6 protein-coding genes are annotated in these 13129 nt (G+C 29.6%); all 6 read left to right on the top strand.

Features of this window, described 5'->3' with window-relative positions:
- Positions 1 to 1054 precede the first annotated feature (1054 nt).
- Positions 1055 to 2830, top strand: a complete 1776-nt coding sequence (locus R7X45_RS03565; protein ID WP_318055930.1) for a hypothetical protein — start codon at positions 1055 to 1057, stop codon at positions 2828 to 2830.
- A 338-nt stretch (positions 2831 to 3168) separates the two neighbouring features.
- Complete coding sequence (locus tag R7X45_RS03560) at positions 3169 to 4719, top strand: hypothetical protein (protein ID WP_318055929.1); 1551 nt, start codon at positions 3169 to 3171, stop codon at positions 4717 to 4719.
- Positions 4670 to 6442, top strand: a complete 1773-nt coding sequence (locus R7X45_RS03555; RefSeq protein WP_318055928.1) for a hypothetical protein — start codon at positions 4670 to 4672, stop codon at positions 6440 to 6442. The genes R7X45_RS03560 and R7X45_RS03555 overlap by 50 nt, the downstream gene beginning before the upstream one ends.
- 251 nt (positions 6443 to 6693) lie before the next feature.
- Complete coding sequence (locus R7X45_RS03550) at positions 6694 to 7647, top strand: phosphate acetyltransferase (protein ID WP_318055927.1); 954 nt, start codon at positions 6694 to 6696, stop codon at positions 7645 to 7647.
- Entirely contained in the window at positions 7647 to 8852 is a 1206-nt protein-coding gene (locus R7X45_RS03545; protein WP_303465945.1) for an acetate/propionate family kinase, read from the top strand. The genes R7X45_RS03550 and R7X45_RS03545 overlap by 1 nt, the downstream gene beginning before the upstream one ends.
- 1048 nt (positions 8853 to 9900) lie before the next feature.
- Positions 9901 to 13129 (top strand): DUF1410 domain-containing protein (locus R7X45_RS03540; protein WP_318055926.1); only part of this gene is annotated, 3229 nt, incomplete at its 3' end.

Here is a 13129-nt window from a genome sequence, read left to right as displayed (position 1 = left end):
CATATGAAGTTTTGAAAGAACAATAACCAAAAGCCCTAAATTTAAAGATTTCTAAGCGGGTAAATTTAAGGCATTCCATTATATTTAAAAACATAATGGATAATTCGCACTATCTAATTTTATTAGACAAAAAACATAACTAGTTCCCCCTCAATTCTGATTCTAAATTTATTAATTATTCTTAAGTGATGCTAATTATAACAGAAATTTTTTTTAGACCAAGCATTTTTTTTTTTTTTTGCAAATGGTTAAATTTACAATAATAAAAATTAAGATTTTAGTGCCAAAAAACATGGATTTATGGCTATTTTTGCATATTTGTATTCAATAAAAAGCGAATTTTTGCCATCAAACTGGGGGAACTCACAAAAATATACCTGAATTTTAGTGCAGTTTATTTTTAGCGATTGATGAACATAATAACTTATTCTTTTAAAAAACAATTTTTTAGGTATTTTTTCCTAAAAATTTTTAATATATAGTATAATTATAATAATAAAGAATTAATATTGTATATGAAAAAAGGAAAAACATGAAGAATAGGTTAAAGTTTTTTAAGTTTATCGCTAATATTGTCGCTTTTTCTTGATTAAACCTAAGTGTTTTTGGGTCGCTTCGGCATTTTCAAAATAGAAAAGCTATTTAGATTTTAAAGTAAAAGTCCGCGATTTAGATTTATTAAAGTCAAAAAACTACTAATTTTGATAATTTAGTGCAAATTTTTTAGCCAAAAACCAACAAAATTAGCTTGTTACCAATCCAAATATTAAAAAAATCAAACACATCTAAATAGAACAAACACTAATTTAACCCTAATTTAGAAGATATTAAAATTAATCAAGATGCCTTCTAATTTTAAATAGCTCTTTACCTGAATTTCTTAATAGAGAAAGTGAACTACATTCTGAAAAGGTGTACTAAAACTAAAATTTGAAGGGTATGTTGTTGAATTTAGAGAACTTCAAAACCAAATTTGTGTTTAAAAATCTTCTTTTTTATAAATTACTATATTAATAATAAAAAATGTTAACCATTGAAAAGGTGAGTGTTTCTTATGAAAAACCAAGTAAAATTTTTAGCATTTAAGGCAAAAAAACAGTTAGAAAAACTAAAATATTTAGAAATTAATATTAAATCTTTTTGTTCAACTTATAATATGTTCAATCACGATGATTTTCGGCGTGATAATTGCGACGACAACAACCGAGCAATACCAAATTTTTTATGAGTTTACCTTACAGATAATTGTTCTATTAGTGCTAACCCAATCGAAACAGTTATTGGCATAAATTATAAACAAAATGATTATGTTTATAATTTAAAGTTAGAAGATATACTAAAAGCTACTTTTTTTTCTAAAGAACTCACAAGTTTTCATTTTTACAACCAAATCAAACCCCTAATCGATGAATGAGAAGATAGTATGCCTTGGCCATTTGCTGAAGGAGAGGATAATGATTCCACAAAGCAAGGCTATTTTTCTGATGGCTTGTATGACACTAAAGGTCGAAGAATGGTTGTTGTTGCCTTTGAAAATTTTGGTGATAAGAAAAAATGTGAATTTTCAATTTCGTATCCTACCCTTTTTCGGGCAATTTTTAAATCAAAAAATAAACTAAAAGAAATTGAAAATTTAATTATCAAAGAAATTCAGGAAAGTGTTCCTTATGCAAAGCCAAAAAATTTAGCAAATTATGGCGAAAAAATCTTTGATTTTTTATCAAATATATATGAATATAATTCAGAGTTTCTAGATATAAATAGAGCATATTTAGGACAAAATGTAGAAAATATCTACAATTTGTTATTAAAAGAGAATTATAATTTTAGTGAAAAAACCAAAATTCAACCAATTCAAAATGTATTTACTTTTGAATCTTATGAAAATTTGCTTAAAAAATTTGAAAAATATGGGATTAAAAAACTCGATTTAAACATTGAAAATCGTGATAAATTTATTCTTAGTTGGTTTGATAAATTTGGGCCGGAATATCGAAAGTATTGTAGTAAACTTTTTGGTGAAGAAGGCGAATATTATTATGATAATTTGAATAGATGGACAAATAAAATTGAATTTATCTATTTATTGCAAATTTTATTTGGACCTAGATATGATGTAAATACTGAGTATTTTCATAGTGAACCTGATTTTTTCATTTTACCAAGTTGAGCTAAACTAAAATTGGAAAATTTCCAAATTTTTTACTTTGGCGGGGAAGAATATGGGCTTTTTGATGAAATAATTGAACAATTTGACTCAAAAAAGCCAGTTTTTTGATTTCAACCATTTTATCGCTCAGCTTATAGAACAAGTGTTGGGTGAATTTCACCAATTTCCTTAAAAAATTTTATTTTATTGTATGTTGATGGCCAAAAAATTTATTACTGAATTGGCCACTCAAATTTATATGATGATATTTATCAAGGTAAATACGAAATTTTAAAATATTATTTTAAACAAAAATTAGTCAAACTTGAACAAGATATTTTTCTGCGCGATAGTCAAGATCCACCGTTCTTTGTTTATTTTACAAAAAATCACGATTATCTAACTAAAAATGTAATAGGGTCTTCAATCGAAGAACTAATTTTATTTCGTGATGCAGTGAAAAAATATGAACAAGAAACGCTTGATGAGTACCAATCTTTTCGAAAATTTGTAAAAAATTCAAGTTTTTATAACGAGCAGGAAAAAGCATTAATTTTAGAACGACACTTTGATTTTTCTTGAGATTATGGTAGCGAAAATTATTACTATGATGAAATAAAAAAAATCGATTTTCGTGGCTATAAAAGCAAAAAATATCTTGAGATGGAAGGGAAATCGTAGATCTTTTTGTTAATTAATAGATTTAAAGATAAAAGATTTAAGTTTATTTTTAAAATTTTTAACTTGTTTTTCATTTTTATCTATCTAAAAGTAGGAATTTCGCGACTAATTTATGTTTATTTGCAAAAATGCGCCTGAATTTTAAACCAGGACAAAAAAGCCAACACCTTGGTGTTAATTTTTTTGTCCTGGTTTATTTTAGTGTAATTTATTTTTAGCAATTGATTAACATAATAACTTATTCTTTTAAAACACAATTTTTAGGCATTTTTCCTAAAAAGTTTTTAGTTATGTTAAAATTTTAATACTAAAAAAATTAATTAAAAAAAGGAAAAAACATGAACAAAAAGTTAAAGTTTTTTAAGTTTATTACTAATGTTGTCGCTTTCACTTCGCTGACACTAAGTGTTTTTGGTCCGCTTTGGCATTTTCAAAATACAAAAATCAACTCAGATTTTAAACTTGAAACTCGTGATATAGATTTATCAAATTCAAAAAAACCGGTAAATTTTGATGATTTAGTGCAAATTGTTTCAGCAAAAAACCAACAAAATTCGCTTGTTATTAATGCAAATATTAAAAATACCCAAACACGTCTAAACAAAACAAGTACTAATCCAGACTCTCCTAATCTAGATGATATTCAGATTCAAATTAATCAAGAAGGTGAGGTAATTCTAAATAGTGCTTCGCTTGAATTTGTTAACAAAAAAGCTGAACTCTATTTTGAAGAAGGTGTACCAAAACTAAAATTAGAAGGTTATGTTTTTGACTTTAGAGAGCTTCAAAATCAAACTCGGGTTCAAAAAACCTTCCTTCAATTCTTTTTGCCTTTTATTCCATTTATTGCAAAAGCTGCTGCAGCTGTCGTTGCCGCATTTGCAGTTTCCGCAGCTGCCCAACCATATATGGGAACTTTTCCAAATGTTGCTGGTGTAGGTGCATGATATGGGGGTGGAGGAAGTTACTATCCGTCAGTTGGTTATAGCCCTGTTTATCCATCAGCTGGTTATAACCCTGTTCCTGCGCCAGCTAATAATAACCCTGTTTCTGAGCCAGCTAATAATAACCCTATTACTGAAAGAACTGAAAACTCAATTGTGGTTGACTTAGATAAATTACCAAAAGCAAAAGGTGAACCTAGTATTAAAGAAATAGCAAATATAGCGGCTTTAGAACTTTCTATTGTAAAAGCAAAAGAAAAGGAAAAATTAAGACAATACACTGGAATACACCCCGCCTGATTTTTTAATTTTCACAGTGAAGAGTTAGAACCTTATTTTGTTATTAGTAAACAAGCAATTCCAGAACCTGCCGCGTGACTTTGAGCGGTTGGAAGTTTGGTAGCCCAATCAGAATTAACCAAAATTATTATTAATAGCTTGCTACCTAGTTCAGTAAGAGATAAAATGAATAAAAATAAAGGAGACCGTAAAAATATGGAAAACAAACTAAATTCACCTATTGATTTTTATTCATATAATGAACCAGTTATGAAAAGTTTGGCTGAAAAAACAAAATATACAGCAAATTTGATAGTGGCAAATAGATGGTCATGAGATCCAACTAATAATTTAAATAAAGATATTGGTTTCACTAAGGATCGCTTTGTTGTTGGAGAAGGTCTAGCTAGTGATGCTATTGATTGAGCTAACCCTAAAAATGAGTTTGATATTGATGATCCAAATAAAAATACAAATAAAAATATACCATCATACATAAAAATATATTTTCCCAGTTATCATGTAAGGAGAGCAAGAATGATAGAAGGAAAATTCGAAGAGAATGAATTTATACCAAGAAAAAAAATGTTAAATGTTGAAAAGGTGCATTTTTTATATGGAGAAGCAATTAGATTTAGTAACCAAGGCAAAAAAACAATTAATTAAATTAAAATATATAGAAATTAATATTAAAAGTCGTTGTTCAATTCGAAACATGATTGTGAATGATGTTAAATTATCGCTTGATTGTAAATATGATAATGATGGTTTTCCATTTCCAATTTTTTTGTACAATTACCTTTCCGAGCGCTTCAATCCTAATCCAATTGAAAGAATTATTAGTTTAAATTATAAACAAGAAGATTATGTTTATAATTTAAAACTAGAAGATATCCCAAAAAGTGCATTTTTTTCCAAAAAACTCAATAAATTTGGTTTTTATAATGATATTAGGTGTTTAATTGGTGGTTGAGCAAACAATGAATATTGTGATAAAAATGGAAAAGAAAATCTTGATCTTATCTCTGAACTTTATTCTTCATATGGCTTGCACGATGGTAAAGGTGTTGAAGAGGTTGTTGTTGTCTTTGAAAACTTTGATAATATTGGAAAATGCGAATTTTCAATTTCTTATCCGGCTGTATTTTCAAAAATATTTAAATCAAAAACTGAATTAAGAGAAATTGAAGCTTTAATTATTAAGGAAATTCAGGAAAGTGTTCCTTATGCAGAGCCAAAAAATTTAGCAAATTACCACGAAAAAATCTTTGATTTTTTATCAAATAGATATGAATATAATTCAGAGTTTGTAGATATAAATAAAGCATATTTAGGACAAAATGTAGAAAATATCTACAATTTGTTATTAAAAGAGAATTATAATCTTGACGAAAAAACCCAAATCGAACCAATTCAAAATGTATTTACTTTTGAAACTTATGAAAATTTGCTTAAAAAATTTGAAAAATATGGGATTAAAAAGCTTAATTTAAACATTGAAAATCGTGATAAATTTATTCTTAGTTGATTTGATAAATTTGGTCCAGAATATCGAAAGTATTGTAGCAAACTTTTTGGTAAAGACGGCCAAACTTATTATGATCATGCGAATAATTGGACAAATAAAATCGAATTAATCTATTTGTTGCAAATTTTATTTGGTCCAAAATATTGAATTGAAGAACTAGATTTTTATCCCGATATACCTGATTTTTATATTCTGCCAAGCTGAGCAAAATTAAAACTTGAAAATTTTGAAATTTTTTACTTTGACGGTCAAGAATACGGGCTTTTTGATGAAATAATTTCCCAATTTGACTCAAAAAAGCCAGTTTTTTGATTTCAACCATATTACTACCCTGCCTATGGAGCAGGCGATGCATGAGTTTTGCCAATTGCATTGAAAAATTTCATTTTATTGAATGTTGATGGTGAAAAAATTTATTACTGAATTGGCCATTCAAATTTGTATGATGATATTTATGGAGGTAAATACGAAATTTTAAAATATTATTTCAAACAAAAATTGGTCAAACTTGAACAAGATATTTTTCTGCGTGATGGCAAGGATCCGGCGTTCTTTGTTTCTAGATCACCAAGGCAAAATAATTTAACTAAAAATGTGATTGGATCATCTATGGAAGAATTAATTTTATATCGGGATGCGTTGAATAAATTTCTAAAAGGAACAGACCATGAATTTGGGTATTTTACAGACTTTCTAGAAAATACTAATTTATATAGTCAACAAGAAAAAGAATTAATTTTACAAGAACACGCTCTCTTTTCTTGAGATTCTAATGATTGAACTAAATATTATAATGAAATTGCAAGAGTAGATTTTCGCGGTTATAAAAGTAAAAAATATCTTGAGATAGAAGGGAAATAGTAGATCTTTTTGCTAATTAATGAATTTAAAGACAAAAGATTTAAGTTTATTTTTAAAATTCTTAACTTTCATTTTTTAAATTCTTATTTATTTGAAATATATGTTCTTGAAATATATTTTTTTGCCAAACTAATAAAAAATTAAAATAACTAGTTATTCTCCACTAATTTATTGATCTTTTTTTTAGTAAAATAAAAAAAATTTTGTAAAATTAAATCTAGTTGATCAAAACTGACCTTTGAAAGGAAAAAATGACATACCAAAATTATCTTGAATTACGACTAAAACAACAAAATGAAACTAAAAGTCTACGTTCAGTTTTAATTATTGACGGACATGATGAACGGGCAATTCAAGCCGCTCAGCAATTAAAAGCTAAAAATTTAGTTAGACCAATTTTACTTGTTGACGAATTATATGAGAATCTTGAAATCGACCAATATTTAGTTGACGAAGAAGAAAAACAAACTTTTATACAGCAATTTTTAAAAATCCGTAAAAACAAAGAAACATTAGAATCAGCTGTCGCCCAATTTGATTCTAATGCATTTTACGGGACAATGCTTCTTCGAAACAAAAAAGTTGACGCTGTAATAGGCGGACTTAATTATCCAACTGCAGAAATTCTTCGAGCTGCATTCAAAATTATCGGACCAAAACCAGATATTAAAACAATTTCTTCCGTAATGATAATGCATCGAGGTGATGAAAAATACTTATTTAGTGATATTTCGGTAAATATTTTACCAAATGAGACTCAATTAGCTGATATTGCTAAAAACGCACTTGACTTTGCAATTCAACTTGGATTTGACCCTAAACCAGCTTTTTTATCATTTTCAACAAAAGGATCAGCCAAATCACCTCAATCTGATGCCGTATCTAGAGCTGTAAAAATGTTCAATGCAACTTCACCAATTGAAGCTTATGGTGAAATTCAATTAGATGCAGCTCTTGACTATAAGGTACGTCGCCAAAAATACGGTGAAAATGCCGCTACAAATGCTAATGTTTTAATTTTTCCAAATCTTGATGCCGGAAATATTGGCTACAAAATTGCTCAAAGACTTGGTGGCTTTGGGGCAATAGGACCAATAATCACCGGAATTGCCGCTCCTATTAATGACTTATCACGTGGAGCAACGGTTGAAGATGTTTTTTACACCGCACTAATTAGCGCACTTCAAGTTGAAAAGGATAAATAATGAAGAGTAAAATTTTAGTTATAAACGCTGGTTCATCCTCAATTAAATGACAAATTTTTGAAAAAGATACATTAGATTTGCTCGGAGTTGGTCTAATCGAAAGAATTGGACTTCAAGAAGGCAAAATCAAAATGACATTTGACGAGAAAAGCTACAACTTGAGCAAAGATTTTCCAACTCATTCTGATGCCTTAGAGAGTCAAATTCAACTTTGAAAAGACAATAATTTAGTTCAAAACCTAGAAGAATTTGAGCTTGTTGGATTTCGAATTGTTCATGGGGGTGCAAGTTTCAATGCTCCAGCTCGCCTTGATGATTTAGCGATAGCAAAAATTCAAGAAGCAGCAAAATTTGCACCTTTGCACAACCCAGGGGCGCTCGCAACTATTAGTGCTATTAAAAAATTACTTCCTTGAGCAAAATTATCAGCAAGTTTTGACACCGCTTTTCATGCAAGTATCCCTAAAGTTAATTACACATATCCAATTAATGCCCAAATAGCAAACAAGTACGGAATAAGAAAATACGGATTTCACGGCATTTCTCACAAATATATAACAACACAAGTTGAAAAAATCTATAATTCTGATTCAGTTAATTTTGTAAACATGCACATTGGGAATGGGATTTCTTTGTGCGCTGTTAAAGATTCGGCTTCAGTTGATACTTCAATGGGAATGACGCCACTTGCAGGTGTTGCCATGGGAACCCGAAGCGGCGATGTAGACCCCTCAATTTTAACCTACCTAGGCACAACAGCTCATTTTTCCTTCACTGATTTAGACACACTTTTAAACAAACAATCAGGACTTTTAGGACTTTCAAACGTTTCTTCTGACCTTCGGGATGTCATTTCTGCTGCTGACAATGGTAATCAAGATGCAAGTTTTGCCCTTGAAGTTTATGTGCAAAAAATTGTCGACTATCTAATTAATTATATTAATAAGGTTGGTAAAAACATTAAAGCTTTAGTTTTTACCGGTGGGGTAGGCGAAAATTCAGCACTAATTCGTGCTTCGGTAATTGCAAAAATTCAATTACCGAAGTTGAATTTAGTTCTTGATCAAGAACTAAATTCAAGACCAATTCCAGAATTTGCCGCTATTGAAAAAATTTCAGCACCAGAATCAGATCTTGACATTTTCGTAATCAAAACAAACGAAGAACTGTTAATAGCAAAAAACGCACTCAAAGTTTGAAACTAACATTTATTAAGTTTTGAAAGAACCCATAATAAAACCAAAGTATTGATATTATACAATATTTTTATTTTGATCCAAGCATTTTTTTAAAAATTTTGTGCGGATTAATTTTGGCGAGTTTCCCAGCTTGATGAGATAATCTTAAAAAAGTGTCCTGGTTTAGTTTTGGACACTTTTTTAACTTTTTTGGCAAACTCAGAAAAAATAACTATCAAGGCAAAAACACTAAATTTTAAATCTAACGCTCACGAATGCAAAATCTACTTATTAATAAAATAAGACAAACTAAAAAAGCTAAAATTTTACCTTAAAAAGCAAAATTATGAAATTTTTAAACTACTTTTTTAGCTAAAACACTGTAAAAAATCAATTTATGGATACACTAACAAAAATCATAAAAAAATACAACTACTATTTAAACTCAATGCAAATAGAAAACTCGTTTTTATTTAAATGAGCCTAAAAAAATATGTGAAGTTTTGAAAGAGCCGAAAGAAAAAGCCATAAATTTGTAGATTTCTAAACGGTTAAATTTATGGCATTGCATCATATTTAAAAATATGACGGAAAATTCGCAATATCAGAGCACATTAGACAAAAAACATAACTGATTCCCCCTTAATTCAATATAAAATTCATTAATTATTCTTAGTGAGTTTATTATAACAGAATTTTTTCTTAGACCAAGCATTTTTTTAAAATTTTTTTGCCTAGTAATTTTTGCCTAAAATCTTTGTTTACCAAAAAAATTTTTTTAATTTCTTTTATCTTAAAATATTTTGGTATAATAAGGTCATACTTATCAATATATTCTATTAAAATGTTTAATTACTAAAAATATTTTAATATTTTCTTTGAATTTTAAAACATTTTTGTATAATTAAGACATACTATTGAAATATCTAGTAAAGTCTAAAATTTATTTTACCTATCTATTTTTTATTTAAAGAAACAAAGTTGAAATAATTTCAAGCTTTGTTTTTTGTCATTAATAGACAAAAAAATGGTAAAATTAAAACAAAATCTGTATTATATAAAAAGAGGAGTAATTATGGCTGAAAATCTAACAAAAAAAGAGAAAAAATTAATGAAAGCAACTAAAAAACGTGCAATCATACTTTCACTACTTGCCTTTGGTGGTCTTAGTATTGGTTCACTTAGTTTTCTTCCTTTCCTTTTAAAGTCTTGAAATACACTTCAATATAATATTGTTGATTTTAAACATATTAATCGTGATAATATTGGCTATGAACTTGAATTTGCCCTAAGTGATTTAGATTCATATAAACTAAATTATCAAGATTTAAATGTTGACTTTACAGCTGATGAGCAAGGAAAAGACGTAATTGCTTCACACAAAGCCATTTATGATGAATTTAGTCGAACTTGGAGGCTATCTTCAAATTATAACGGTCTTAGTTTTGGAAAAAGATACTATCTAAAAGTTTATCTTGATGATAAAAAGCAAAAAAGATTTTCTGCCAAAAAAGTAATTGCCTTTGGTCAAAATGTTACCAATTTTGTCGATACTCCGCCTGCAGTTTCAACAATTAATTTTCAAACCAAAACTCCTTCTAGTGCCTCAGTTTCACTAAAATTTGCCGACGAGGCTGCTAATCTTGAGGGTAAAAAAGTTGCCCTAGAGTATTATTATGTCCTAAAAAATCAGTCAGCACCCACTGATGTGCTCAGTAATTCCCAGGAAATTCACACTTCTTATGTTGATTCAGCAACTGTTAAAAACGGAGTGGCTGAATTCAGCCTCGAAAATCTTCACCCGGGAATGGATTATAAAATTAGTGCAATTCGTTATGTTGACAGTTCTGCCCCAGCTAGCGATATTCCGCTTGTGCCAATGCAAAAAATTGCCCTAGCTCCACAGATTAACTACGAACAAGATGCCCAAAAAGAAAAACTTTTTGAAGCAACAACAGGAAAATATAATTATCGTGCTGAGTCTTTAATTGACCAAAACTTAAGTTTTGACTCAAAAAGACTTACAGTTAATTTTTCAACTCTGGACTCAAGCCCTAATTTGGAAAACAAGCCAATCAAACTAAACTATACAAACATTCTAACAGGCCAAAAATTCAGTGTCAGTTCATTTTTTGCCGCTAATTTAGCAAGCTTTGACCTAAACAATTTAGCTCCAGGGTCATCTTACCAAATCGAAAGTTTTGAGCTCGAGTCTTCCAAAGTCGAATTTGGCCAAACATTCATCAAAAACTTTCATACCCCAGCGGCAATTGTTGAGTCCAAAATTGCAACCGGAGCGACTTTTTCTAAAGTTGACTTATCTGTTGTCTCAGTTGATAATTTAGAAGGAACTCGTGCGCATTTATATTTAGATGACAGTTCAATTTTGCCAGTTAGTGGTGTTTTTAGAAAAACAGATCAGGCAAATTCTTACCAAATTAGTTTTGAGCCAAAGGGTCTGACCAATAAAACAAAATACGGTCTTAGCAGAGTTGTTTTTGATGCTCTAAGTCCAAATTCTGTTTTTGCCAAAAACAGAGATGGGTATGACTATTTAAATTTAGCTTGAGATAACAGCCTCGAGACTGGTTCTCAGAAGCGTAATTTTATTACTTCAATTTCAGACCTAAAGACCTTTATTAAATTAGAACCAAAAATTCTTGCCTCAAAAGTTGAATACACTTTTGGCTTTGGTCTTGATTCATCTTTTTTAAATGACAAAGAGCTTTATTTATACTATCATAAAAAGGACGAGCCCCAAAAAGTCTATAAATCAAAAGCAAGCATTCCTCAAGGTTCAGAAATTAAATTTGAACTTGAAAACTTTGAGAGCTCAACAACATATAAACTTGAGAAAATCGTCATTTCTGACTATCCAGAGGTTGCTGTTGCAATTAATTTTGATCAAAACAAAAAAACACAGCAAAACTTACCACTAGACGAGTTTTTTGTCAAATATTATGTTTCAGACATTAGTTTTGAAAACGTTGACCAGACAAGTGCAGTTGCCAAGGTAACAATTAATGGAGACTTTAAGAATATCCAAGATGCCAATTTAGACTTAAATGCCAAAATAGTCTTTGGTCAACCTGGTTTTACTAACTTAACAGAAACTATTAACTTAAATCTTGCCAACTTAAAAAATTCTGTTCCTGTTGGTGCTAACCCAACTCGCCACGAGTTACAAGACGACAAGCTTGTTATGTATTTTGATCTTAAAGATCTTGATCCTAAAACTGAGTACCAAGTTGCTGATGTTGAAATTCTCGGAAAAACTGACTTTTTCAGCTCAGAAGGAATTCTTGACTTAAATGCAAGATTTACAACTACCTTCCAAAAAGTTAAAATAATTGGTGCAAACTTTGAGTCAATTAGTCTAACAAGTGCTAATGCTTCAATTTATATTGATCCAAATTTCAACAGATATTTAAACGGCAAAAAATTTAATGCAATTTTTAAATCTGAAGACGGCCAAGAAGTTAAATCTAAACCTTTAGATCAAAGTTCAACTCTTGAATACTCAGTTTTTACAAATAACATCCTTTCAGTTAAATTAGACAAACTTAGTCCTGGGAAAAAATATACTTTTTTCAAATTAGATCCAGCCCCAGGCCAAGATGAGGCTTTTGATAATTTAGAGTATAAATTTATTGATCTAAACCAACAAGAAACTGACAATTTACCTCATTTTTATACCCTAAGTGATATAGCTTCAATTTCAGCTGAGCCTACCCAAGACAGTGCAAAATTGATAGTTAATTTTACCACAAAAGATCCAAATTATAATAAAAGAGCAAATTCTTCACTAAAAAAAGCCGTTATTTTCCTTAAAAATAACGCAACTGGAACAGTTGCCTCAGCTTCAGCTGATAAGATAGAATATCGAGACGGCCTAAACAAAGTTGAATTTAATGTTCAAAATCTTGACAAATTAAGCCACTATACAGTTAGTGAGATTTTGCTTGATGGCCAAAAAATTGAATTCAGTGAGCAATTAAAAGAAGAAGCTGCAGAGCAGCGTAATTTTGCTACTGTTGCAAGTACGGCAAAAATTATCAAAGTAGTCCAAACTGCCCAGTCTCATGATAAAATCGAGGCCGAGCTATCATTTGACCCAGTTAGTGATACTTTCTTGGCTGGAGACAGTATCAAAGTTGTCCTTCAAAACTCAAAAGACCGAAAAACTATCGAGGCAAGTGGAACTGTTGACCAAAATTTAGTACTAAAATTAGATTTTGATAAAGAAGTCGAGGCTGGTTCAGAGTATTCAATTTTAAGTATTACTAACGAGACAAAAAATAAAG

The organism is Mesomycoplasma ovipneumoniae, from assembly GCF_033343935.1.
Lineage (GTDB): Bacteria > Bacillota_I > Bacilli_A > Mycoplasmatales > Metamycoplasmataceae > Mesomycoplasma > Mesomycoplasma ovipneumoniae_G.
The sequence above is the reverse complement of the archived record's forward strand: the minus strand, read 5'-3'. Positions and strand labels throughout refer to the sequence as shown.